The sequence below is a fragment of the Bacteroidota bacterium genome (assembly GCA_016699695.1).
In the GTDB taxonomy this organism is placed as follows: domain Bacteria; phylum Bacteroidota; class Bacteroidia; order Bacteroidales; family UBA10428; genus UBA10428.
In genome coordinates, this window is the sequence record CP065006.1 from 719,012 (window position 1) to 742,311 (window position 23,300).

The window sequence follows — 23,300 nt, forward strand, 5'->3', positions numbered from 1 at the left end:
ATTATTCGATTGTAGCCTCAAGTCCACGCTCGACTAAGGCCTCTTTAAAAGGTTTCAGGAAATTGTGACTGCCTTTTTTTACATCGCACTTTCCTTTGTAGTGAATAAGATAAGTACATTGCTCTGCTTGTATTTCATCCATCTCGCAGACATTCACCAGTGTCTCAATCACAAAATCGAAGGTGTGAAAATCATCGTTGTGCAGCACAAGAAAATTCTTTTGACCCGTACCGCTATCAACTTTTTCTTTTAAGTCGGGCTGGTTTGTATGAAATTCGTTTGCGGCCATACTTTGTATTTTGATCGCTTTTTTGCTCAGCTAACAAAAATAGCAATTAAGTTCACAACAACCTTAACGGATAAGATTTTTTTCGCTGAATTCGTATTCCCTCGCCTCTTGAATCGAAATTTTATTCCCATTCATATAAGGCAATATGAATGCATCCTCAAATCCTCTTTCCTTTACCGTGATCAAGGCCTCTCGGGCCTCTTTCGAACTGGAAAAAAGTCCGGTAAAATAGGTGAGTTTGGAGCTGTCTTCCATCAGCTCAAGCCAACATGGAACCATACCTCCAAAACTCTCTGCGGCCAACGATTTGGAATAAACACCCAATTGAATGCAGTAAACAAGGCCTTCTGGCAAAATTGTCAAAGAAGGTATGGGCCTTTTGTCACTATAAGGAGCCTTTTCCATGACAACAAAATAGCTGTTTCCTGTTTCCGGTGTAAAATTATTCTGCCAATTACTTCTGAATGCAAAGGATGTGTCCGAACCCTCCTGGAAGTGTACAGGAAAAAACTGGTAAAAAAGTGTGTTGTTCACAAGACGACTTATTTCAAGCAGAATTATCTGCGTAGGGGCTTTGGTGCCAGACGAAGCCATCTCTGGTTGATTGATTTGTGATTTTTGGAACAATTCGTCTGCCTGCTCCTGACAACGGCGAATGGAAGATTCAAGAATCTGAATAGAGGACTTTAATTTCTGACGTTCATCTGTCTGAGTGCAGGCTGAATACAAATTCCTCTGAATCAACAATTGATCGCGCATTGAATCGCATTGTAGCTGCAATGTGAGCGCCTGAGAGAGAAGACTATCGTATTCGGCATACCTTATTAAAAATGAAGTATTTCCCCAGGCAGTATTGGTTTCTTTACTTTCAGCTGACAACTCGACCAAAAAAAACAGGCTAAGAAGCATAGACAGAAACAGGGAATAACGAACAATAGGCAAAATGGCTGTCATTTCTATCTGATTACACTACGAAATTAAACACAAAGTGGGTGCGCATAAAAAAGAGTTTTACACATACCATTGATAATAAAATATTTTACCTTTGCCCGACTTAAAATACTAACTAACCAAAATCCATCGTATCAAATAATACCATTGAAGCATTTAAAACAAACACAAATTAAATAATTAATCAACATTTTTATGAAACACATTTTAAAATCAATCATTGTATTAGTTTTCGTGGCAATTGCATTCTCTTGCCAGTCGCAACCAGGCCAAAAAGCCAAGCTAAAAACCAATTTCGATACCGTTAGCTACATGATAGGAATGTCGGTAGGTGCCAGTTTCGAGCAATTGCCGAGCAAAGACCAAATCAGCCCAGAGCTTATTGCCAAAGGCATTTACGATGTACTTAAACAAGGTGATACACTTTTCACCATGGAAGAAATGCAAAACTACCTGAGAGAATTTTCAATGGCGGAGCAAGAAAAAGCTTCTGAAAAAGCTAAAAAAGAAAATACCGATTTCCTGGAGAAAAATAAAGCCAACGAGGGTGTGGCTGTTACCGAAAGTGGATTACAATACCGCGTGATTAAAGAAGGTGCAGGCGTAAAACCAGCAGCCACTGACAAAGTAAAAGTACACTATACCGGTAAGCTTATCGATGGAACTGTGTTTGACAGTTCTGTAGAACGCGGAACACCTGCTGAATTTGGCCTCAATCAGGTTATTCCGGGTTGGACCGAAGGTCTGCAGCTGATGTCTGTTGGATCTATTTACGAATTGACTATTCCTTTTGAACTGGCTTATGGACCCCGTGGCAGCGGACAAGTAATTCCTCCTTATGCTACGCTTGTTTTTGAAGTAGAATTAATCGAAATTTTACCTGCCGAATAATGAAAAAAGCAATTATTACTACTGCCAAAGGCGAGATGAAGGTTGAATTTTACGAAAAGGATGCCCCAAAAACAGTAGACAATTTTGTAAAACTGGCCAAGGAAGGCTATTACAACGGCTTACGCTTTCACAGGGTAATACCCGATTTTGTGATACAAGGTGGCTGTCCTTACTCGAAAGAAGTTTCCAACCCCAGGGTTGGAACCGGCGGGCCAGGATATTCCATTGATTGCGAACTTACAGGCGAAAATCAATATCACGACCGCGGAGTGTTGTCGATGGCTCATGCAGGACGCAACACAGGTGGCTCGCAGTTTTTTATTTGTCATAGTCGCAAAAACACTGCCCACCTCGACCGCAACCATACCTGCTTTGGCAAGGTGTACGAAGGTCTTGAGGTGATTGATTCCATCAAAGCCGGTGACTTGATTGAGAAAATACAAATTATTGAGGAATAAATTCCTGGTTTATATTGAGATAAAAAGCTGTATCCAGATGGGTGCAGCTTTTTTTTATTTAGAAAAACATTTAAGTTTTTGTTCGATAATCTGCCTGCATACCATGCAAAAATGGTCGCACTCTGATGATTTCATGGCGCAATCCAACGAGGGCCTGTAAATCCCCTTTGCCTGGTAAACGGCTCCCTCGAATGCACCTATTGCATCGTAGTATTCTTCAATCAATGGCGTTGGCACAGGTATGGTGTCGGCAACCAGATTTTTCCATTTTGCATCGAAATTCACAAGGGTAGTCACATTTGGTTCGACAGGTTCAATATCCAAGCGCATAAACTCACTGTAACTTACCTCACTAGAATAATATTCGTCGGCCAATCCGGCAAAGCTATGCCCCAGTTCGTGGATAAAAACAAAAGCACTTTTATCGTTATCGACAGTAAAGATGTTGTAAAAATTATAAATGCCGCCTCCCCCATACCGCATCGAGTTTACTAAAATGCACACCCGATCGAAATAGATTCCATGCAAGGCCTTATAAACCATGGAAATGTCAGGAACAGAAAGATACCGATCTATGGAAAAGGTGCCAAAGGTGCTATTAAAATTAGTTCGACACCAGACACTTTCTGATGGCACATCGACTCCTTCTTGTGGCGACTCAATAAACACCGCCCGGATCCTGATACCCTCCTGATTGCTGCGGTAGGGTTCCCAATCGAAAAGTACCTCTTTAAACCGGTTTGCATCAGAAAAGAATTTAGTTTTTTGCGGCTCAGTATATCCTTCCGACACAAACACCAACTCAAGTTTATGCTGAAAGTTACCCTTGTCGTGTACAACTCTGTCGATTCGATTAAAGCTATATTCAGGTTCATATTTCACTGAAGATTTCTCCAGTGTCTGGCTATAAAACTCGTTAAACACAAGATTGGTGTCGCGGCGAAAAAGCTTCACTGTAAAACTATCTGCGCATGAAGGAAAGCGCAGGCTATTGCGAAAGCTATTTTCCATGCTGTTGGCTTCTTCAGTTAACTGCCATTCCTGAAACAAATCGGAAAAACTATGCGAATAAAGTATCCTGCCTGTAGCTGCATCATGCACCTCTACCTTGTACTTCCCATATTCCGGACAATCGCCATTTTTTTTTAATAACTCGCCGATACCTGCCTCATAAACAAAAGATACATCCTCTATTCGTGCATGGAATTTGTTGCCAGTAATGGAATAATCCATGCGTATAGCCATGGAGCTCGTTTCCTCGGGCCTTACAGACTCCTGTCCCTTTAGACTAAGACAAACAATAAAGAGAAAAAAAATATGTGCGAATCGATTCATAAAAAATTCTTAAATAATATATTTGCCACCCATTTAAGTTAACACTTTTTACGATTATGAATACCAATTACCTTTTCGATTTAAGTTCGTATTTGAAAAATACCAACATTTCAGAAGAATTTTATCCCCTTATCAATGTGGGTTTTGGTTTGCTTGTACTTATATTATTTGCTTACACAGCACATATCATTATTAAAAAATTTGTTTTAAAGGCTCTGCAATCGGTGGCGAAGCGCACCAAATCAATGTGGGATGATATTTTACTTGAAAAGAAAGTGTTCAACAGGCTTGCCCATTTAGTGCCGGCAATTATTATCTATTCTGCAATTGGATATATTCTGAAGGATTACGACAAGGCTTTGCTTTTGGGGTATGCTGTGCTGAAAATATACATGAATCTCATGGTTATTCTCGCACTGGATGCCATGGTCAGTGCCATGCATCATATTTACCTCAGCATGGATGTTGCAAAAGACCGTCCCAACATTAAGGGTTATGTTCAAATTGCAAAAATCATTATCTACTTCATAGGAGTCATTCTAATTCTTTCGATAATTCTGAATAAAAAACCCACCGCCCTGTTTGCAGGTTTGGGTGCCATGGCTGCGATTCTATTGCTGGTTTTTAAAGACACCATACTTGGATTAGTGGCAAGCATTCAACTTTCGGCAAACGATATGGTACGCATAGGCGATTACATTACCATGCCAAGCCGAAATGCCGACGGCAATGTGATAGAAGTAACTCTGAACACAGTAAAAGTAAGAAACGCTGATAAAACAATCAGCACCATACCTACCTACGCGCTTGTTTCAGAATCGTTTAGCAACTGGCGGGGGATGGTAGAATCAGGAGGCAGGCGCATAAAACGCCATATTGCCATTGATATGAAAAGTGTAAAATTCTGCACTCCCGAGATGCTAAATAAGTTTTCGCGCATCAATCTTCTCGAAGACTATATTCAAAATAAATCAAAAGAAATTGCCGAATACAATGCTGAAAATAAGTTTGACGAGTCTTTAGCCGTAAACGGTAGAAGAATGACCAACCTGGGTACATTTCGATACTACCTGGAGGCTTATTTGAAAAATAATCCGATGATTCATCAGGATATGCCACTTTTGGTAAGACAATTACAACCAACAGAAACAGGGATACCCATTGAAATTTATGTATTTTGCAAAGTTACTGAATGGGACAGCTATGAAAGAATTCAGGCCGATATCTTCGACCATATCCTGTCTATCATACCTACTTTTGAATTAAACGTATTTCAGAATCCTTCGGGACACGATTTTGAGGCTTTCATGAAGAAATAGAAAAGCCAACAATTTAAGGGTTCAATCCTATTGGCATAGTATAAAAACTGCATCAGTCTAAATTCAGGCTGATGCAGTTTAAAAAGGGGTTTGCAAAAAGCAAACCTATATAGAACAGGTTTCAGGTTTCGATTAAATTGCAATACCGCCTCGCTCTTCGGTGCGAATGCGGATGCATTCTTCGAGGTTGGTAATAAATATTTTACCATCTCCAACCTCACCCTCTTTGCCGCTTTTTGCCGTTTGAATAATAGTATTGACTGTAATATCGACAAAAGCCTCGTTCACAGCAATTTCTATCTTTACCTTAGGTATAAGCTTTGGGATAACTTTTTTTCCGCGGTAAATATCTTCCTGGTGCTGTTGTCCATGACCCGACACACGCATAACAGTGATCCGTGTAATATCAGCTTCGATAAGTGCCTCGCGCACTGCATCAAGTTTGGTTTCGTTTATAATAGCTGTTATAAGTTTCATACGTTTATAATTTATTTTTAATGGTCGTATAGCCTGCCCCGCTTTGCGGGGGAACACCCATATCAATTTTCGATTGTGCCTGACTTGGTTGAGCTAGTGAACCCGTTTGCAGAGAGGCACTATGGGGATGTTTCATTGGCAGTTAAATTTTAATCTATGTTATAATTTTAGCGAAACTTCATTACAAATTAAGCATACCATATCCGTGCTCACCATGATAACTGGCATCCAGGCCCTGCATTTCGTCCTTTTCTTTCGAACGCAGACCAATGGTTTTGTCGATCACAAAAACAATTATCAGTGTAAGTACTGCAGCATAAGCAATGGCAATACCCACAGCCAGAGCTTGAATTCCCAACTGGGAGGTTATTTCGCCAGCAGTATGATCGCCGCGCATAAAGAAAACCAGAAAGATTGCACCAACAATTCCACCAATGCCATGCAAACCAAAAGCATCGAGACTATCGTCGTAACCAAATTTATCTTTTAGAATAATGAACATGTAACAGGCTAAAGAAGCCAATACACCAAGGGCAAGGGCACCTATTGGTTGTACAACTCCTGCAGCTGGGGTAACGGCTACCAAACCTGCTAGAATTCCAGAAGCAAAACCAAGGGCAGTAGATTTTCCCTGATGAAAACCTTCGATAAGCATCCAGGTGATTGCTCCGGCAGCAGCAGCGGCTTGTGTGGCAGTAAGAGCCTGTGCAGTAGCAAGTCCACTGCTTATTGAGCTGCCTGCATTAAATCCAAACCAGCCTACCCATAATAAACCTGCACCCATCATGGTCATTGCCAGGTTACTGGGTGCTATGGCAGCTTTCGGATGTCCACGACGCCCACCCAGATACAAGGCTGCTACCAATCCGCTCACGCCAGCTGAAATATGCACCACGGTTCCACCTGCAAAGTCAATGGCTCCCATTTTGAAAAGGAAACCTCCTTCGGCCCATACCCAATGGCAAAGCGGATTGTATACTATGATTCCCCAAACGGCTATAAAAATTACATATCCTTTAAATGTTACCCTTTCCGCAAAAGCACCCGCAATGAGGGCAGGAGTGATAATGGCAAACTTGCCCTGAAACATTGAAAATACATATTCCGGAACTCCAGAACCCATAATGCTTTCATCAATTCCGTTCAGAAAGAAATAGTCTTTGTTCCATCCAAACCATCCTCCGAGCACATTGCCACCAAAACTCATGGAATAGCCTAAAATTACCCATAAGACTGCCATCACACCCATGGCTACAAAACTGTGCATCATGGTGCCCAACACGTTTTTCGTACGTACAAGGCCACCATAAAACATGGCCAGCCCAGGAACCATTAAAAGTACCAGCGCGGTGGAAGTGAGCATCCAGGAAGTAACTCCGGTGTCCACTGCCGCTCCTTCGGATGCAAACAATGCATTTGATCCGAAAAATAGCAGGATAAAAAGAACTGCTAAAAGTTTAAAGTTTAATTTTTTCATAAATCCCCTGTTATTGATTAATGTTTGCTTATAAATTTTTAGTTTTTATGCGACAAATATATAAATATTTTAATATACGAAGTCATTTTTTATGCTTTTTACACATATTAACCCATATTTATTTAATAGTGAAAGTTAATTATTATGTATTTTTTTACTTACATATCTGTATTTTTTGGGGGTATTGAATACTATTTATAAAAAACCCCCTGCTTTTCGCAGAGGGTTAATATAAAAAAGGTGCTTATTAACAAATAGACACTTTGTATGCAACAGTTTGCCTTAGATAAACTGAATGCCGTTTTCTTCACAGGCCTTTCGCTGTTCATCCGGCCAAATGCTCGATTGCACTTCCCCTATGTGCGCTTTTCGCAATAAAAACATACATAAACGCGATTGTCCGATACCACCACCCACCGATAAGGGTAATTCATCGTTGAGAAGGCGTTTATGAAACAACAATTCCTTTCGCTTGGTTTCACCGGCAATCTCAAGCTGCTTATTCAATGCCTGTTGGTCGACCCTTATGCCCATTGAGGAAAGTTCATAGGCTAATTCAAGAATAGGGTTCCAGAGTAGGATGTCGCCATTAAGACCAGGTAAACCACTTTCACCAGGACTTGTCCAATCGTCGTAATCAGGAGCCCGGCCATCATGTGCTTCGCCATTGCTAAGCTTTGCCCCAATACCAATAACAAATACGGCTCCATGCTTTCTTGTAAACTCTGTTTCGCGCTCCTTTGGCGTTAAGTCAGGATACAATTTCAACAACTCCTCGGAGTGAATAAATGTAATCTCATCGGGAAGAGAGGGTTTTATTTGGGGGTAGTTTTCGAAAACTACAAATTCTGTTCGCTTAAGAACCTCGTAAATTCGTCGAACAATGCTGCGCAGATAATCTACCGTTCGGTCAGAAGTTGTAATTACTTTTTCCCAATCCCACTGATCTACATACAGTGAATGAAGATTATCGAGGTCTTCGTCTGGCCTGATGGCATTCATATCGGTATATATCCCATAGCCTTGTTCAATCTCATAATCTGCAAGGGCCAACCGTTTCCATTTGGCCAGCGAGTTAACCACTTCGGCAGGTTGATCCTGAAGAACCTTAATGGGAAAAGTTACTTTTCGTTCCACCCCATTCAAGTCATCGTTAATACCGGTGCCTTTTAACACAAAAAGGGGTGCTGTTACCCTGCGCAATCTGAGCTCGGTCGACAAATTGTCCTGAAAAGTGTCTTTAACAAGTTTAATGGCTAATTCGGTTTCTTTGAGAGTGAGCAAACTCTTATAAGCTTTGGGAAGAATCAGGTTTTGCATTATTGTTACTTTTGAAAATGTATTAGTAGTTTAATAACCGCAAGCTAATGCTTTTTTGTCTTTTTTGGAGCGCGGCAAACATTTTAGCCTTAGAATTTAAAAATAATTAAAATGCTGAATGACAAAAAGTGTAAGGACTTAATAAAATAAAAAAACGCCCAATTTTTTGGGCGTTTTGAAATAAACTCTTTTTACAACAATTCTATTCATAAGCCTCCAGATGAACACTTTTCATGGATCGGCCAGAAGGGTCGGCATTGTTTTTAAAAGATGCATCCCATTCGAGTGCCTCGGGAGTGCTGCAGGCAATGGAAGGTACGGAAGGTACACATTGTGCTGCAGAATCGGATGGAAAATGTTCGCTGAAAATAGAGCGGTAATAATATTCTTCTTTGGTTTTTGGAGTATTGATAGGAAAACGGTATTTGGCATTCTCCATTTGCTGATCGGATACCAATTTACTTGTTACTTCTTTCAATGAATCAATCCAACCATATCCAACTCCATCGGAAAATTGTTCTTTTTGTCTCCACACGACACTTTCGGGCAAATAATCTTCGAAAGCCTTTCGTACGACCCATTTTTCGATACGTCCGTTTTTAATCATTTTATCATCGGGATTTATTTGCATGGCCACATCCATAAACTCTTTATCGAGAAATGGAACTCTGCCTTCAACACCCCAGGCCGCTAGTGTTTTGTTTGCCCGCAAACAATCGTATAGATTTAGTTTTCCAAGTTTGCGCACCGTTTCTTCGTGAAAAGCCTTGGCATTGGGCGCCTTGTGAAAATAGAGGTATCCACCAAATAGCTCGTCGGCACCTTCGCCTGAGAGCACCATTTTTATTCCCATGGACTTAATTACCCTGGCAAGAAGGTACATGGGCGTAGAGGCCCGAATGGTGGTTACATCGTAAGTTTCGATGTGATAGATTACATCTTTTAAGGCATCCAAACCTTCCTGAACGGTAAAATTCACTTCATGATGCACCGTTCCAATGGCATCGGCCACTTTTCGTGCTGCTGCCAGGTCAGGCGAACCTACCAAACCAATTGCAAATGAATGCAGTTGTGGCCACCACATGCTGTGCCCTACTCCTTCGCTCACATCTTTTTGGGAATACTTTTTTGCCAGGGCTGAAGTAACGGAAGAATCGAGTCCGCCTGAAAGCAATACCCCATAGGGCACATCGGACATAAGTTGCCGGTGAACAGCACTTTCAAGTGCCTGACGGATTTCTTCAATACTGGTTTTGTTATCCTTCACCGCATCATATTCAGACCAACTGCGGTTATACCACTTTTTAATCACACCCTCTTTGCTGTATAAATAATGCCCGGGCTTAAACTCTTCGATGTGGTTGCAATATCCTTCAAGACCCTTCAGTTCAGACGAGACGTAGAAATTCCCCAGCTTGTCCCAACCCATATACAGTGGAATTATCCCAATATGATCACGGGCTATCAGGTAAGAATCTTCAATTTCGTCGTACAAGGCAAAAGCAAAGATTCCATTCAGATCCTCAAGAAAATCGATCCCTTTCTTTTTGTACAAGGAGAGAATGACTTCACAATCGGAGTTAGTCTGAAACTCATACACATCTTCGGTCTGTTTTTTAAGGGTTTTATAATTGTAAATTTCGCCATTCACAGCCAGTATATGCTTGCGATCTTTGCTAAAAAGTGGTTGATTGCCCGATTGAGGATCCACAATCGACAGCCGCTCGTGAGCAAGTATGGATTTCTGCCCGCAATAAATGCCCGACCAATCGGGGCCACGATGTCGAAGCCTTTTGGCCTGTATGAGTACTTGTTCACGTAAATTTGCTGAGTCTGTTTTCAGATCGAAAACCCCAATTATTCCACACATATCAATTATTGTTAAAATATATAAATATTTACCTCAAAATAAACACTAAAAGAAACCAATACAAGAAATATACTTACAAATTGAAAAATAGATGAACAAATATAATAATTTTAAAGAAAACTACAAGAATATAGTATCCATTTAACGTTTTTCTTTTAACTTTGCTTACATTTTTATAACATAATCGATATATCCGTTTACAATTATATCAATAGTATCATGAAAAGCGATCATATTTATCAGATTGATGAACTCGATGAGAAGATTCTGAACATACTCACCAAGAATGCGCGTATTCCTTTTCTCGAAGTAGCCCGAGAATGCAATGTTTCGGGTGCTGCTATTCATCAGCGGGTACAACGCCTGTCGAAGCTGGGTATTATTAATGGTTCTCAGTTCACTGTAAACCCTAAAAAACTGGGGTACAATACCTGCGCATACATTGGTATTTTTTTAGATAATGCGGCCATGTTCAACGATGTATCTTCGCGCCTTTTAAGAATTCCTGAAATTGTGCAGTGTCATTATACTACAGGACAATATTCGATGTTCCTGAAGGTATATACAAAAGACAACGAGCATTTGCGTAAGGTGCTTGCTGACAAAATACAGGCTATACCAGGCATTATGCGTACCGAAACATTTATTTCGCTGGAAGTACTTGCCGACAGGCATATACCTTCTCTTGAAAGAGAACAATAAGCAGAATTAGATCTTCACTTGGTTGTTTGGAGAAATTGGTTCAGTTTCCCCCAATCGTTTACGTGGCAGTCGTGTTTTTCTATTGTGATAGCTCCTAATCGGGATAATTCATTTAGATATCCGAGAAATTCGCTTGTTTCCATATGGCAATAGGCAGCCATATCGTCAGCAGTAAGCAATGCCCATAAGCGCATTTCTTTAAACGTCTTATTCCTATTATACTCTGCAATCCAGCTTACAAGCCTTTGAAAAGGAGAGTAAAAAACAAGTGATTTTATCCTTTCCATTAAAACGATAATTAACCGACTCTGATGCTTCTTTATTGCCAGAGCTAGTTCAGGCTCCAGTACAATCAAATCTTTTATGTGAGAATAGTCCAAATAATAAACCTCAGATCTGATTACAGCTTCAAAATAACAAGGGCGATTTATTGCTTGCAGAAGACCCATTAATCCAACACTTTCGCCCGGTATTATGTAGCTTAAGGGAAGAGTAGATTGCTGGTATTCGACCCCGATGCGAAACAATCCCGATTTAACAATATACACCAATCGATTATTTTGCTCCTCTTCTTTTAGAAAAGAACCTTTCTGAACTATTTTAAGCTGTTGTGGATTGGCTACCTCCTCGCAAAGCTTGAGTAGGCTCAACTCTTTAATTGCAGTTACCACGCCTTTATCTATTTGATTTGCAGTAATTAATAAATATACAAAATTCTTCATTTCAATCTGCACTATTTTATTCAAATTATAATGCGAAAGAATTCCGGTTTTATGATTTACCAAATGGCTTCGACTCATCCCCGCAATCTCGTTAGTATTGGTGTTTTGTATCAGTATTAATAATTAAATAATACTAAATATTTACCGAGCTAAGAACATATTTCTACTTTTACCGCCAATTCAAATCTTAAAAACCACATGACATTTCTTAAGCTTGCATTCTTTTCGCTTTTTATCCTTCCGCTATATATTCTGGCTTTTTCTCAAACCAAAAATTTAAAAGTGCCAGATTATACGGGTGAACGCATGGAATACAACCTCAAGGCAGGTGCATTTAATGTAGGTAAACTTGATATTGAATTCAGAGATGACACCATGAATTGTCCGGCCTACATTATTTGCAATGCACGCAGCTCAGGAATGGTTACCATTGTAAAGGATGTACATTACATGTTTGATGCGTGTATGGATACTGCCAATGGACATGCCATAAAAAGCAGCAGAAGAATTCGCGAAGGTAACCATACCGATTATGACCTTGTGAACTATAACCGTATTGCCCGGAAAGATTCGGTGCTGGCAATTTTGAAGACTAAAGATACTCTGGTGATTGCAAAGGATGCTTATGATATTTTGGTTGCCTTTTTTCAGTTCAGAAAAAATTATATCAATCCGGAGCTTGTGGAGAATAGTTTTATTCATTTAAACACTTTTTTTGTAGATACTACATGGGGTTTAAACATAAGGTACGGAGGCAAAGAGGTTGTGAAGACAACTTACGGAACGGTTACCTGCTACAAGTTTTTTCCGCAAACTATGGTAAGTCGCTACTTTAAAACCACAAACGATATGACGATCTGGGTTACAGCGAATAAAAGTTTGATTCCGGTGAAATTCGAGGCAAGAATGAAAATAGCTACTTTTACTGCCGAGCTTGAAAAATATGTGTTGCCAAAAAAATAAGTATTTATTGAAAAATGTTGGTTTTTGGCGGTCTGGCGGGTATTTTATACCTTCCCTTTTCATTATTACCACCGAAAATGCCTTTTTACCAATCGACCCAAAATGGTTTTCAGCATGAACTAAACCGCCGCATCGAAAGGTTTTTTACTCAAAAAGATCAGGTAAAATATGGTAATCGGGCAATGTACTTCAAAATAACACTTGCCCTAACAGCCTGGAGCTTTAGCCTCACAGCCTTGTACCTTTTGCCTGACTCAATTTCGGAACTTATTTTCTTATTCCTTTTACACGCACTTACTTCTTTATTTGTAATCTTTAATATTGGCCATGATGCGGTGCATCAGGCTATTTCGAGAAACAAAAAAATTAATAATGCCCTTTCGTGGGTGTTTAACCTTTTAGGCGGCAACCGTTATTCGTGGTATCTGAAACACAACATTGGGCATCATCGCTATACTAATATCCACAGCCTCGATCCTGATATTGATACTACCCCGTTATTTCGTGTTTCACCACATACTAAATTGCTTTGGCACTATCGTTTTCAGCATTTGTATATTATTCCCCTTTATTGCCTGCTTTCTTTGGTGTTAATATTTGTGTTCGACCTAAAGGTCCTTTACCGGAATCCTGAAAAAATTGGAGGTAAAGAATATTTTTTGCAGTGGTTAATTTTAATTTCAACCAAACTCGGCTACCTCTTTTACATGATTATCCTGCCGTGGCAGATTTTACCTCTAACGCTACCACAGGTGTTTGCTGGTTTTTTTGCCATGCATGGCCTCTTAGGCTTGTGCATTGCGCTTGTTCTGCTGCCTTCGCATTTTATAGGCGGAACAAGGTTTTTCCGCAAGCCTACTTCTGATTGCCAACCTTATAGCTGGGCCGAACACCAGCTACTTACCACAGTAGATATTGCCCCGAAGAGCAGGCTGCTAAATTTTTTGCTCGGTGGATTAAACACCAACGTGCTGCATCATATTTACCCGAAGTTAGCCCACATTCACTTACCAGAACTTAGTCATATTCTGGAAATAACTGCTCGCGATTATAATATGCCCTATAAAAAATTACCTTTAAAAATGGCAATCGTTGAGCATTTCCGCTTTTTAAAAAAAATGGGTAACTCATCTTTAGCAGAACAAACAACATAAAATAAAGGTTATGAATGCGAACCAGGCCAACACAGAACTAGAAAAGCTCGATTTACTCATTGCGCATGTATGGCAACAGATTTTTGCATCAACAGAAGCAAAAGAGTTTATTGAAACATTTATGGGGAAGGACAAACGTGTTTATGCTTTGTACATGTGCCAGGTATATCATTATGCCTATTATGCAGCACGCAACCTGGGGTTGGCAGGTGCCAATACTTCCAACAAGGAAACCTGGCTGATGCACCATTTCTTTGAACATGCCATGGAAGAAACCGGGCATGAACTAATGGCGGCCAAAGATCTGCTTGCCTTAGGCGTTTCGCTGAAAAAAGACTTTTCGAATATGCCTCCTCCACTTCCCGAAACCGAAGTACTCGTAGCCTACGTAAGGCATCTTTCTACTGGATCCGAACCTTATAAGAGTCTTGGTTACCATTACTGGATTGAACAACCGTATGCCCATATCCTGCCCTTTATACAAATACTAAAAAGCAACATGTCCTTAACCGACAAGCAAATGACTTTTTACATTCAGCATATGGAAATTGACAAGAAACATGGGGCCGACATGCAAAAAATTCTTAAGCGTATTTGCACCACACCCGAACATTGGGAAAACATACGAGAAGTCACTCAAACCAGCCTTGAACTCACACATAAAATGCTCACAGGAGTAATCAGAGAATATAAAATCCTTACCGAAGGAAAGAAAAGTGCATACGCAATATTGAACCAGATCGCTACTTAATCTTTTATGCACTTCGCCATTATCTCGCCTCCCGTGCCGGGCCATTTATACCCCAATGGATATATTGGACTTGAACTTGTATCCAGAGGGCATAAAGTGACGGTTTTTAACATGCCGGACACAAAAAATTTCATTGAAAAGTTAGGGCTGAATTTTATTGCGGTCGGAGAAACCCTATTCCCGGCTGGTAGCTGGAACAATAAATGGAACATAGCCCGCACAGGAAGTAATTTGTGGCGCGATACACGTATTCTTAAAGAGCATATTCAACTTGCTTCTTGCATGCTGGAGGAATTGCCTGAGTTAATTAAAAAATTAAAGGTAGATGCGATTCTGGCTGATCAATTGCAGCCACAAGCATCTACCCTGGCCGAATTGATGAACATCCCTTTTGCCACCCTATGCTCGATATTGCCCTTACATGGCGACTATTCCGGTCGAATTCCTGCCAGTTTTGCATGGTGGCAGCCAAAGGACACAGCTTTTAATCGTGCAATTAACCGCCTTAGCCATCAGGCCGTCAGGTTACTTGCTTATGGATATTTAAGAATGATCAATAATAAAAGGAAAGCATTAAAGCTTGTCCCCTTAATCCATTTAGAACAAACCTTTTCTACGAGGCTACAAATTGGTGTCATTCCAGAGGCATTCGATTTTGCGCGCCCTGCAATAAAAAATTATTTCTCCGTAGGGCCAACTACAATTGATAGAAAGGAAGAACCATTTAGTCTTATTTTCTCAGATGAAAAACCAATTGTGTATGTTTCTTTCGGAACAATCCGAAATAAAATTGACAAGCTGTTTCGGCTTGTAATAAAGGTTGCCAAAAAAAATCCGCAATGGAATTTTATTCTCACCAAGGGCAACTGGACTGGAAATGCTATCGTGCTTGAGAAATACCCCGAAAATGTTTTGGCAATTGAATTTGCACCGCAGCTTGAAATTCTTAAAAAAGCCAGCTGTTTTATTAGCCATGCCGGACCAGGATCGGTATTGGAAAGCATTTATCATGGGGTACCAATTCTTGCATTACCAGTTTCCGACGATCAACCAGCGGTTGCAGCCAGAATCAAATACCATCGTTTGGGTATTGTTCATGGCTGGCGGGGCATTACTGCTAACAAGATAGAACAAGCATTGAGTCAGTTAATAGAAGATAAATCATACCGGTATCGTTGTTGCCAGATGGCTTTAGAGTTTAAAAAGTCTGGCGGAGCATCTTATGCAGCAGATTTGATTGAAAAATTTTTTAACGCCGAAAAGGAGGCTTCTTCCCATAAGTAAGGTATCGCCATAACCATTCCAGAGGGCCATAATAAAACCGTTTCAACCACAAAGTGGAAAACAGAATCAGTAACGACCATACCCCAATTACCACCATAAATTGCCCAAAGCGCTCGAGCTTACCAAATAAACCCAATCCGTAGCCGTAGAAAATAAATCCACACAAAATGGAGGTGAGAATGTAATTGGTAAATGCCATTTTTCCTGTCGAAGTCATGCTTGCCTTAAACCCTGCCATGCGCGTTGATATTGCGATTAGCATCACAATGCCAATATAGGCCAGAGAAGAAGGGATACTACCAAACAAGTTATACAGGTAACCAACTATCATTGAATATTCCATAGCCCATTGATGTTCATAATTTTGCCGAATTCCAACAATACTCAGCAACATTCCGAGTGGCAGCCCAATAAAAATAAGTCTTTTGTAAAACACAGCGGGTTTCGAAGCGGTAAGCACCCCGGTTTTATAAAGTGCCATGCCTAAAAACATCATGGCCGAAACGCGCCAGAAATAAAATTTGGCAAAATGCTGAGTGTGCTCGTATTTCAGAATAGGTAGCCAATGTTTAATGAGTTCGATATAACTCCCATGCACAGCAGCGACTTCTTTTGTTACATGATCCGGGCTGGGTTGCCAGGCCATGAGGTTAGCATGAACAACCGAACTAGTCCAGTCCCTTACCTCGCTATATTGCTGCAGAGCCAACAGCACGGGAACCAAAAAAAACGCACCTGCAATCCAAAATAGCTTTTTCGATGAAAAGTCGCGAAACAAGAACACAAACACTCCGCACAAACTATAGGTTACAAGAATATCTCCGTACCAGATAAGGTAAGCATGCGTAAGTCCGAAGAAAAAAAGCCAGAAATTTCTTCGTAGCTGAACCTTCCACGGATGGGCTCCTTGCTGCTTTTTTCGTTCGTACAGCAGAATTACCCCTGCACCAAAAAGCATGGAGAAAATATTGATGAATTTTTCGCTGGCTACCAGTTGGTTAAACCACCAGACTACTTTATGTATTCCACTTAATTCGCCAAAAGCAAAAGGATTGGAATATGCCGCACTTATCATGGCAAAGCTCTGTATGTTCATGATAAGTATGCCCAGAACGGCAATTCCCCTAAGCAAGTCAAGTGACTGGATACGATCGTTCGGAAGGCGGGCTTCGTTGTAGGTAGGTTGGTTCATTACAGGTAGCATTTGGTGGCGCAAAAATAATTTATTTTGGAATAAATAAACTATTCCAAAGGCATATTGCTATTTGCAATAGAATATCATAAGGCTATATAAACCCTTTTATTAATTTTAGCCTCGAAACTTGAAAAATACACAATGAAAGATAAACCCGGCATTCTGAAATCGACATTAAAAGAACTCACCCAACCTTTTATTGACCTGGCACATACTTCAAGAGCCTTGTTAGGTGTCAACCTTTCCTATGTCATCGAAGGAATCACCTATTTTGGCGTTGTTGGTTTGCTTACACTCTTTTTTAATGAAAACATTGGTCTTACGGATAAGGTGTCGGGCTATATGGTAGGGTTTCTCACCGGTGGTATTACACTTGCTATGTTGTTACTTGGGGCTACTGTAGATTGGATAGGTGTGCGGAAGGCCTTTTTAATTTCGCTTTTCTTGATGCTCCTCGGCCGGATTGTACTCACCCTTTCACCTTCCATGGCAACCACAGGTATGGGCTCTCCTGCTTTTTGGATGTCGGGGTTTGGACTTTTAGGCATCATACTCGGATATGGAATCTACCAACCTGCTGCTTATGCGGCTGTAAAGAAATTTACCAACTCGAAAAACTCTGCCATGGGTTATGCCATGCTCTATGCACTGATGAACCTTGGAGGTTTTTTGCCCGGAATCATATCGCCACCCATAAGAAGGGCTCATGGAATAACTGGTGTTTTCTGGGTTTTTGTGACGCTTACCGTGCTTGGTATGCTTATAGTTACTCTTATAATAACAAAAAAAGCTGAAAGAGAAGCTACACAGAGCGCCCTGGAAGAAGACTCTTCTCCTGCTGCAAACTCTGAAACCCAGGCAATAGAGGAATTGAAAGGGAGAGAAAAGCTTCGTTATTATATGAAGAATTTTCCGCTTAAAGATTTTCGATTCCTGTTTTTTATTTTTGCGCTTATTCCGGTTCAAACATTGTTTGCCCACAACTGGCTCACTCTACCTGCTTATACCAGTCGCGCCTTCGACGGTTTTGTAGAGAACAATTTCGAATTTTTTGTAAATCTGAACCCTATTCTCATTTTTATACTTACACCCGTTATCACCGCCCTTACCATGCGACGCGACACGTATAAAATGATGATCGTCGGCACTCTGATCATGGCTCTTCCTACCTTTTTCCTTACCCTTGGTCCCAGCCTCCACACCCTGATGGCTTACCTGATACTGATGACCATTGGCGAAGCCATGTGGCAACCACGCTTTTTACAATGGGTTGCTGACATTGCCCCAAAGGGAATGGTGGGCATCTATATGGGAATTGGTCAATTCCCATGGTTCTTAACGAAGATTGTAACAGCTATGTATTCCGGATGGTTCCTGGCCAATTATTGCCCTGCTGATGCCCAACCTGAAAACCTGCAAACCGAATTTATGTGGCTGGTTTATGCCTGTATTGCTGTGAGCACACCTGTTTTGCTTCTACTTGCGCGTAAATGGATGAGAAAAGGATTTAAAGTGAAACACGGACAATAATAAGTATGGTTTTCTAAACTAAAAAGTACCCGCATGAACGAATATTTTGTCTTCGGACTGCTTGCCTTTACTTCATTTTTTACCCTCGTGAACCCGCTTGGATCGCTGCCAGTATTTTTAACCATGACCGCCAACCTTGATGCACGACACCGCGACCGGACTGCACTAAAGGCCGTGCTGGTGGCCCTTATTACAATGGTATTTTTTATGTACACCGGAAAACTGCTCTTTAGTTTTTTTGGAATATCCATAAACAGTTTCCGTATTGTGGGTGGAGTGATATTTTTTATCATGGGCATGGATATGCTGCAGGCCAGATTGGGGACCATAAAGGTTCAGGAAACCGAAATTAAGAAATACGTGAACGATATTTCGGTTACCCCGCTTGCCATTCCGCTTATTTGCGGCCCCGGTGCCATAACCAACTCCATTGTGCTGATGGGAGATGCCGACGATGCCGGTAAAAAAATCGCCTTATTTATTGGTACACTTTCGGTATTGGCCATTACCTACCTGGTATATTACGGTGGATCGAAGCTGGTAAACATACTCGGGCAAACCGGGCTAAATGTACTTACGCGGTTAATGGGCCTGATTGTAATGGTGATCGCAGTCGAATTCTTCTTTAGCGGACTTAAACCGGTATTGCTCGATATTTTTCCACAGGCTATTTTATAATGCATAGTTTCTGGTCTGCAAACTTGAGTTTAAGATTAGTTAGATGAGCAAAAAAGTTCTCGTAGGTATTAGCGGAGGAATTGACAGTGCAGTTACAGCCCTTCAATTAAAGCAAGAAGGATTTGAGGTTCTTGGGGTTCATTTGCAAATGGTGGAAGAGCCATTAGAACTACAACTGCGTATTAATCAGATTGCAGGAGTGCTTCAGATTGAAATACCTACCCTCGATTGCCGCGAAGCTTTTCAAAACATTGTGATCGATGCCTTTCGACTCGGCCATCTGGCCGGGAATACACCCAGCCCATGCTCCACCTGTAATCCGCAGCTGAAATGGCAATTGCTGCAAGATACTGCCGATCAGTATGGCATTGAATATATTGCTACAGGGCATTATATTCAAACAGTGCAAGACGATGGACTCTGGTATCTGAAAAAAGGAAATGATCCTCTCAAAGATCAGTCTTACTTTTTATGGGGACTCGATCAGAAGGTACTACCACGAATAATCACACCTCTCGGCACCCTCACAAAACAGGAAGTTAGACAAATAGCCCAATTATCGGGTTTGCAGTTTCTCGACAAACAAAAAGAAAGTACTGGACTTTGCTTTGCACAGGGATTAGGTTATGCTGACCTGATAAGGAAGTACATCCCTGAGTCCGTTGATTTTCCAAAAGGTCCGGTAGTTGATCAGGAAGGTTTTAAGATAGGTGAACACAATGGTTATCTTTATTACACCATTGGGCAGAAGAAAGATATTTTCTGGTATCACGTTACCGATAAAGCTTTGTGCATTGTCAAAATTATTCCCGAAACCAATACACTGGTAGCCGGATTGCCAGAATCTCTCTGGAATAAAGAATTTTACGTAAACAATTGCAGAATTATCAACGAAAAATTGTTGTTGGAAAGTAATGAAATTGAAGTAAAAGTGCGCGGATATGGTTTGAATCCAGATGGATTTGCCAGTATAGTAAAAACAGGACCTGCTCAATATCATGTAACCCTCAAAAAGGCAGCCTGGGCTATGGCGCCAGGCCAACCCGTTGTTTTTTATCATCAAAATATGCTCTTGGGTGGAGGTATCTGCCAATAGCAAAGCAATATCCGGTAACGTACACTGGTTGCTTAAAATCCGCACACATATTAACTTCCTATTGCACTTGGATATAGTTTAATTTCATACATTTACGCAATCTGGTTAATAAATTGTATCCCTAAGTCGTTGCTCTAACTAGATTAAAACATGCACATCCTGGCTTTTCATTCCTTCTGCCGAGCAGGAATTGGTATTATGCTGCTATTTCTGCCCATTATTGTTTATGCGCAAAAAAGGCAATACCAAACACAAAAACTATCTGGTAATACCTTGCATATCGATGGAGTGATCGACGAAGCAGCCTGGGAGCTTGTAGAATGGTCGGGCGAATTTACCCAAACCACTCCCTATGAAAAACAAGCCCCCAGTCAGCCTACTCAATTTAAAATGCTTTACGACGACAACAACCTGTATATTGCCATCAAGGCTTTTGACTCGGCACCCGATAGCATAGTGCGGCGTATGTCACGGCGCGATGGCTTTGAGGGCGACTGGGTAGAGGTAAACATCGATAGTTACCACGATTTGCTCACTGCCTTCTCATTTACAGTTTCAGCGGCAGGGGTAAAAGGTGACGAAAAAATTACCAACAATAGCAATTTCGACCCTAACTGGGACCCAATTTGGTATGTAAAAACAAGTGTCGATCAACTCGGTTGGGTAGCAGAAATGCGCATACCCTTTACTCAATTGCGATTTGGAAAAGAGGAAGAATATGTTTGGGGTTTGCAGGTTAGCCGAAGGCTATTTCGTAAGGATGAAAAATCGGTATGGCAATTTATCTCGCCACAAGCCAGTGGGTGGGTCAATCATTTTGGAGAAATTCACGGCATTGCCAATATTCAACCAAAAAAACAAAAAGACATTACTCCCTATACATTAGGCCGGCTTGAAACCTATGAAAAAGAAGAAGGAAATCCATATTCTTTAGGGCGCGAGTTATCGGCCTCTGCAGGATTAGACAGCAAGATAGGACTTACCAACGACCTTACCCTTGATATAACAGTTAATCCCGATTTTGGCCAGGTAGAAGCTGACCCATCTGAGGTGAATTTAACCACATTCGAAACCTATCTGCCTGAAAAAAGAATGTTCTTTATCGAAGGCAGAAACATTCTCAGCCACCAGATCACTCCCGGAGGACCTTTTTATAGTGACAACTTGTTTTACTCCCGCCGCATCGGAAAACAGCCCAGTATATGGCCTGAGCTGGACGACAACTACAACGAATATGCCGACATGCCAGACAATACTACCATACTTACCGCAATTAAACTTACAGGAAAAACCAGAAAAGGTCTGTCAATCGGTCTTATGGAAAACCTCACCCTGGAGGAAAAAGCAGAAGTTGCCAGGGAAATACCCAACGGCACCACTCCAAGCTATTCTTACAGGAGCGAAATTGCAGAACCCCTTACCAATTATTTAGCAGGTAGGATTGAACAAGACCTGAACCATTCGAATACCCGGGTAGGGGCTATGTTTACAGCCACAAACAGAAATCTGTTTACCCCGGAGCTTATGCAATCCCTGCCCCTTTCTGCCTGCACCGGCGGAGTAAACTTTAACCACGAGTGGAAAGATAAAACCTATTATCTCAACCTAAATTTGGTAGCAAGCGAGGTGCATGCTAGTAAAGAAAAACTATCGGAAATGCAAAACAGTTCACCCCACTATTTTCAGCGATCAGATGCACCGCATATCGAGGTAGACAGCACCAAAACGAAACTAACCGGAACAGGAGGATCCATTCAACTTGGGAAAGCCGGTAATGGGAAATGGAGGTTTTTAAGTTGGGTTACTTACCGTTCGCCAGAACTAAACCTCAACGATATGGGTTACATGGTGCGTAACGACGAGGTACAGGAGATATTCTGGATACAATATGCAGAAAATGCACCCAAAGGATTTTACCGAAGCTATTCCATAAACTTTAACCAATGGGTGGGCACGACAACAGCACCCGAATACCTTTACCTGGGCTTTAACCTGAATGGAGGCTTACAATATAAAAATCACTGGGAAACTTGGGCAGGTTTTTCGCGCGATGCCCGCTCGGTGTCAACCCAAACTCTTCGTGGCGGTCCGTCTTTGCTTTATGATGGATACACCGACCTGTTTGTGTATGCCAATACCGATGGCAGAAAAAAAATTCAACTTGGATTAGGTGCCTCTGGTGGTGCCCAGGATGGGTTTACTACTAAAAACCAATCGGTTTATGGCGAAATTGGTCTGCAATTATCCGACGCCATAAAAGTTACGCTCGAACCGGCTTTTAGGACCAGCTACGATGAATTGGCCTATGTTTCAAATGCCGACTATCAGGAACTTACCCGCTATGTGCGCGGCACCATCAACCGGCAGGAGTCGAGCCTTGTAATGCGGTTCACAATCAATCTCACACCTGATTTTACTATTCAGGGTTATGCCATGCCTTTTGTTTCTACGGCCAGCTACACCGATTTTAAATACATTACTGAATCAAAAGCTGCTGACTTTGACCACCGCTTTGCGATGTATGCTCCCGAGCAGATTCGTTTCGAGGATGATGAATACCTTGTAGACGAAAACCTCGATGGAACAAGCGATTATAGTTTCAATCCAAATTATAAAGTGCTCGATTTCAATTCTAACCTTGTTTTACGGTGGGAATACCTTCCCGGATCGACCATTTACATTGTATGGTCGCAAAACCGCAACAGCGATTCCACTGAAGGTACACCACGTTTAAATAAAGATATGTACAACCTTTTTTACCATACCTACCCATCGAATGTAATTCTTATTAAACTCTCTTACAGAATAGGTTTATAAAATTCATTTACATCGGTAGAG

21 protein-coding genes are annotated in these 23,300 nt (G+C 41.1%); 12 read left to right on the forward strand and 9 right to left on the reverse strand.

Annotated elements, in window-relative coordinates; genetic code table 11:
- Position 1: 1 nt before the first annotated feature.
- Together IPM71_02945 and IPM71_02950 are read right to left on the reverse strand one after the other, a co-directional pair.
- Positions 2 to 289 carry an ATP-dependent Clp protease adaptor ClpS gene (locus IPM71_02945; GenBank protein ID QQS51699.1) on the reverse strand — a complete coding sequence of 96 codons (288 nt, stop codon included), beginning with the start codon at positions 287 to 289 and terminating at the stop codon, positions 2 to 4.
- Positions 290 to 352: 63 nt separating this feature from the next.
- Positions 353 to 1,243, reverse strand: a complete 891-nt coding sequence (locus tag IPM71_02950) for a hypothetical protein (GenBank protein QQS51700.1) — start codon at positions 1,241 to 1,243, stop codon at positions 353 to 355.
- A 192-nt stretch (positions 1,244 to 1,435) separates the two neighbouring features.
- Between IPM71_02950 and IPM71_02955 the strand changes: the two genes are divergently transcribed.
- Positions 1,436 to 2,131: an FKBP-type peptidyl-prolyl cis-trans isomerase gene (locus tag IPM71_02955; protein ID QQS51701.1), complete on the forward strand. Its 696-nt coding sequence runs from the start codon at positions 1,436 to 1,438 to the stop codon at positions 2,129 to 2,131.
- Positions 2,131 to 2,589, forward strand: a complete 459-nt coding sequence (locus IPM71_02960) for a peptidylprolyl isomerase (GenBank protein QQS51702.1) — start codon at positions 2,131 to 2,133, stop codon at positions 2,587 to 2,589. Before IPM71_02955 ends, IPM71_02960 begins: the two co-directional genes overlap by 1 nt.
- 54 nt (positions 2,590 to 2,643) lie before the next feature.
- On the opposite strand, the gene IPM71_02965 is transcribed toward IPM71_02960, so the two are convergent.
- Positions 2,644 to 3,924, reverse strand: coding sequence for a peptidase M64 (locus IPM71_02965; protein QQS51703.1), 1,281 nt, complete (start codon positions 3,922 to 3,924; stop codon positions 2,644 to 2,646).
- Positions 3,925 to 3,980: 56 nt separating this feature from the next.
- On the opposite strand from IPM71_02965, the gene IPM71_02970 reads away from it, so the two are divergent.
- Positions 3,981 to 5,243 (forward strand): mechanosensitive ion channel, encoded by a 1,263-nt coding sequence (locus IPM71_02970; GenBank protein ID QQS51704.1) that lies wholly within the window; start codon positions 3,981 to 3,983, stop codon positions 5,241 to 5,243.
- A gap of 132 nt (positions 5,244 to 5,375) precedes the next feature.
- Here the strand turns inward: IPM71_02970 and IPM71_02975 are convergent, their stop codons facing one another.
- The 4 genes from IPM71_02975 to asnB form a co-directional block, all read right to left on the reverse strand.
- Positions 5,376 to 5,720 (reverse strand): P-II family nitrogen regulator, encoded by a 345-nt coding sequence (locus tag IPM71_02975; GenBank protein QQS51705.1) that lies wholly within the window; start codon positions 5,718 to 5,720, stop codon positions 5,376 to 5,378.
- Between the two features lie 181 nt (positions 5,721 to 5,901).
- Positions 5,902 to 7,197: an ammonium transporter gene (locus IPM71_02980; protein QQS51706.1), complete on the reverse strand. Its 1,296-nt coding sequence runs from the start codon at positions 7,195 to 7,197 to the stop codon at positions 5,902 to 5,904.
- Between the two features lie 282 nt (positions 7,198 to 7,479).
- Positions 7,480 to 8,517, reverse strand: a complete 1,038-nt coding sequence (locus tag IPM71_02985; protein ID QQS51707.1) for an aspartate--ammonia ligase — start codon at positions 8,515 to 8,517, stop codon at positions 7,480 to 7,482.
- Positions 8,518 to 8,719: 202 nt separating this feature from the next.
- Positions 8,720 to 10,387, reverse strand: a complete 1,668-nt coding sequence (gene asnB / locus IPM71_02990; protein QQS51708.1) for an asparagine synthase B — start codon at positions 10,385 to 10,387, stop codon at positions 8,720 to 8,722.
- Positions 10,388 to 10,606: 219 nt separating this feature from the next.
- Between asnB and IPM71_02995 the strand changes: the two genes are divergently transcribed.
- Positions 10,607 to 11,089: an Lrp/AsnC ligand binding domain-containing protein gene (locus tag IPM71_02995; protein QQS51709.1), complete on the forward strand. Its 483-nt coding sequence runs from the start codon at positions 10,607 to 10,609 to the stop codon at positions 11,087 to 11,089.
- A 14-nt stretch (positions 11,090 to 11,103) separates the two neighbouring features.
- Here IPM71_02995 and IPM71_03000 read toward each other — a convergent pair whose 3' ends face one another.
- The gene (locus IPM71_03000; GenBank protein ID QQS51710.1) at positions 11,104 to 11,811 is read right to left on the reverse strand and encodes a Crp/Fnr family transcriptional regulator; all 708 of its coding nucleotides are present in this window, start codon (positions 11,809 to 11,811) and stop codon (positions 11,104 to 11,106) included.
- Between the two features lie 198 nt (positions 11,812 to 12,009).
- Between IPM71_03000 and IPM71_03005 the strand changes: the two genes are divergently transcribed.
- The 4 genes from IPM71_03005 to IPM71_03020 all read left to right on the forward strand — a co-directional run bounded on the left by IPM71_03005 (position 12,010) and on the right by IPM71_03020 (position 15,963).
- Positions 12,010 to 12,774 (forward strand): DUF3108 domain-containing protein, encoded by a 765-nt coding sequence (locus IPM71_03005; GenBank protein ID QQS51711.1) that lies wholly within the window; start codon positions 12,010 to 12,012, stop codon positions 12,772 to 12,774.
- Positions 12,775 to 12,851: 77 nt separating this feature from the next.
- The gene (locus IPM71_03010; GenBank protein QQS51712.1) at positions 12,852 to 13,928 is read left to right on the forward strand and encodes a fatty acid desaturase; all 1,077 of its coding nucleotides are present in this window, start codon (positions 12,852 to 12,854) and stop codon (positions 13,926 to 13,928) included.
- Positions 13,929 to 13,938: 10 nt separating this feature from the next.
- Positions 13,939 to 14,679 carry an iron-containing redox enzyme family protein gene (locus IPM71_03015; protein ID QQS51713.1) on the forward strand — a complete coding sequence of 247 codons (741 nt, stop codon included), beginning with the start codon at positions 13,939 to 13,941 and terminating at the stop codon, positions 14,677 to 14,679.
- 6 nt (positions 14,680 to 14,685) lie between these two features.
- Entirely contained in the window at positions 14,686 to 15,963 is a 1,278-nt protein-coding gene (locus IPM71_03020) for a glycosyltransferase family 1 protein (protein QQS51714.1), read from the forward strand.
- On the opposite strand, the gene IPM71_03025 is transcribed toward IPM71_03020, so the two are convergent.
- Entirely contained in the window at positions 15,929 to 17,155 is a 1,227-nt protein-coding gene (locus tag IPM71_03025; GenBank protein ID QQS51715.1) for a DUF418 domain-containing protein, read from the reverse strand. The genes IPM71_03020 and IPM71_03025 overlap by 35 nt on opposite strands.
- Positions 17,156 to 17,299: 144 nt before the next feature.
- Here IPM71_03025 and IPM71_03030 point away from each other — a divergent pair, with 144 nt between their 5' ends.
- The 4 genes from IPM71_03030 (at position 17,300) to IPM71_03045 (ending at position 23,279) form a co-directional block, all read left to right on the forward strand.
- Positions 17,300 to 18,688 (forward strand): MFS transporter, encoded by a 1,389-nt coding sequence (locus IPM71_03030; GenBank protein QQS51716.1) that lies wholly within the window; start codon positions 17,300 to 17,302, stop codon positions 18,686 to 18,688.
- A 33-nt stretch (positions 18,689 to 18,721) separates the two neighbouring features.
- Entirely contained in the window at positions 18,722 to 19,366 is a 645-nt protein-coding gene (locus tag IPM71_03035; GenBank protein ID QQS51717.1) for an NAAT family transporter, read from the forward strand.
- Between the two features lie 43 nt (positions 19,367 to 19,409).
- Positions 19,410 to 20,462, forward strand: coding sequence for a tRNA 2-thiouridine(34) synthase MnmA (gene mnmA, locus IPM71_03040; protein QQS51718.1), 1,053 nt, complete (start codon positions 19,410 to 19,412; stop codon positions 20,460 to 20,462).
- Positions 20,463 to 20,612: 150 nt separating this feature from the next.
- Positions 20,613 to 23,279 (forward strand): carbohydrate binding family 9 domain-containing protein, encoded by a 2,667-nt coding sequence (locus IPM71_03045; GenBank protein ID QQS51719.1) that lies wholly within the window; start codon positions 20,613 to 20,615, stop codon positions 23,277 to 23,279.
- The last annotated feature ends 21 nt before the right edge of the window (positions 23,280 to 23,300 follow it).

What these genes read in the sequence shown, in the direction of transcription:
- IPM71_02975 (QQS51705.1), bottom strand. Translation starts at nt 5,720, where the DNA reads ATGAAACTTATAACAGCTATTATAAACGAAACCAAACTTGATGCAGTG.
- IPM71_03035 (QQS51717.1), top strand. Translation starts at nt 18,722, where the DNA reads ATGAACGAATATTTTGTCTTCGGACTGCTTGCCTTTACTTCATTTTTT.
- IPM71_03020 (QQS51714.1), top strand. Translation starts at nt 14,686, where the DNA reads ATGCACTTCGCCATTATCTCGCCTCCCGTGCCGGGCCATTTATACCCC.
- asnB (QQS51708.1), bottom strand. Translation starts at nt 10,387, where the DNA reads ATGTGTGGAATAATTGGGGTTTTCGATCTGAAAACAGACTCAGCAAAT.
- mnmA (QQS51718.1), top strand. Translation starts at nt 19,410, where the DNA reads ATGAGCAAAAAAGTTCTCGTAGGTATTAGCGGAGGAATTGACAGTGCA.
- IPM71_02995 (QQS51709.1), top strand. Translation starts at nt 10,607, where the DNA reads ATGAAAAGCGATCATATTTATCAGATTGATGAACTCGATGAGAAGATT.
- IPM71_02955 (QQS51701.1), top strand. Translation starts at nt 1,436, where the DNA reads ATGAAACACATTTTAAAATCAATCATTGTATTAGTTTTCGTGGCAATT.
- IPM71_03030 (QQS51716.1), top strand. Translation starts at nt 17,300, where the DNA reads ATGAAAGATAAACCCGGCATTCTGAAATCGACATTAAAAGAACTCACC.
- IPM71_02980 (QQS51706.1), bottom strand. Translation starts at nt 7,197, where the DNA reads ATGAAAAAATTAAACTTTAAACTTTTAGCAGTTCTTTTTATCCTGCTA.
- IPM71_02950 (QQS51700.1), bottom strand. Translation starts at nt 1,243, where the DNA reads ATGACAGCCATTTTGCCTATTGTTCGTTATTCCCTGTTTCTGTCTATG.
- IPM71_03005 (QQS51711.1), top strand. Translation starts at nt 12,010, where the DNA reads ATGACATTTCTTAAGCTTGCATTCTTTTCGCTTTTTATCCTTCCGCTA.
- IPM71_02970 (QQS51704.1), top strand. Translation starts at nt 3,981, where the DNA reads ATGAATACCAATTACCTTTTCGATTTAAGTTCGTATTTGAAAAATACC.
- IPM71_03010 (QQS51712.1), top strand. Translation starts at nt 12,852, where the DNA reads ATGCCTTTTTACCAATCGACCCAAAATGGTTTTCAGCATGAACTAAAC.
- IPM71_03000 (QQS51710.1), bottom strand. Translation starts at nt 11,811, where the DNA reads ATGAAGAATTTTGTATATTTATTAATTACTGCAAATCAAATAGATAAA.
- IPM71_03045 (QQS51719.1), top strand. Translation starts at nt 20,613, where the DNA reads ATGCACATCCTGGCTTTTCATTCCTTCTGCCGAGCAGGAATTGGTATT.
- IPM71_02945 (QQS51699.1), bottom strand. Translation starts at nt 289, where the DNA reads ATGGCCGCAAACGAATTTCATACAAACCAGCCCGACTTAAAAGAAAAA.
- IPM71_02965 (QQS51703.1), bottom strand. Translation starts at nt 3,924, where the DNA reads ATGAATCGATTCGCACATATTTTTTTTCTCTTTATTGTTTGTCTTAGT.
- IPM71_02960 (QQS51702.1), top strand. Translation starts at nt 2,131, where the DNA reads ATGAAAAAAGCAATTATTACTACTGCCAAAGGCGAGATGAAGGTTGAA.
- IPM71_03015 (QQS51713.1), top strand. Translation starts at nt 13,939, where the DNA reads ATGAATGCGAACCAGGCCAACACAGAACTAGAAAAGCTCGATTTACTC.
- IPM71_03025 (QQS51715.1), bottom strand. Translation starts at nt 17,155, where the DNA reads ATGAACCAACCTACCTACAACGAAGCCCGCCTTCCGAACGATCGTATC.
- IPM71_02985 (QQS51707.1), bottom strand. Translation starts at nt 8,517, where the DNA reads ATGCAAAACCTGATTCTTCCCAAAGCTTATAAGAGTTTGCTCACTCTC.